At 71.8% G+C, this 652-nt stretch carries 1 protein-coding gene; it reads right to left on the reverse strand.

What is annotated here, in order from left to right:
* Positions 1–652, reverse strand: a 652-nt coding sequence (locus tag G3N93_RS41140) for a nitronate monooxygenase family protein (RefSeq protein ID WP_206135656.1), incomplete at both ends; no start/stop codon positions are given.

The following is a 652-nucleotide window of genomic DNA, read 5'->3' on the forward strand; positions in this document are numbered from 1 at the left end:
CGTCGCCGAGCGCGGTCAGGCGGTTCGCGAGGCCGCGGGCGATCCGGCCCGAGATCGCGGCCGTGAACGTCGTGCGGCGTGCCGCGTCGCCGAGCAGTGCGCGGCGATAACCGTCGTCGATCGACGTCTCCGGGCATGCGACGAACGCGGTGCCGAGCTGGGCGGCCTGCGCGCCGAGCGCGAGCGCGGCGGCGATGCCTTCGCCGTCCATGATGCCGCCGGCGGCGATCACCGGCAGCGCGCATTCGCGCACGATCAGGCGCGTGAGCGCAAACGTGCCGAGGCGATCGTCATGCGCGGTCGAATCGAACACGCCGCGGTGCCCGCCCGCTTCGATCCCCTGCGCGACGATCGCGTCGATGCCGGCGGCGGCGATCTGGCGGGCTTCGTCGAGATTCGTCGCGGCCGCGAACAGCGTGACGCCCGCGCGCTTCAGCGCGGCGATCACGTCCGCGGACGGCAGCCCGAAATGAAAGCTGACGACGGCCGGCTTTTCTTCGACGAGCAGCGCCTGCATCGCTTCGTCCGCGATGAAGCTCGTATAGATCTCCGACAGCGATGCGGGCGGCGTCGCGCCGTATTCGCGGAACGCCGGTGCAAGCCACTCGAGCCACGCGTGTTCGACGGCCGCGTCGGCGTGTGCCGGCTGGTG

Source organism: Burkholderia sp. Se-20378, from assembly GCF_017104665.1.
Taxonomy (GTDB): Bacteria; Pseudomonadota; Gammaproteobacteria; order Burkholderiales; family Burkholderiaceae; genus Burkholderia; species Burkholderia lata.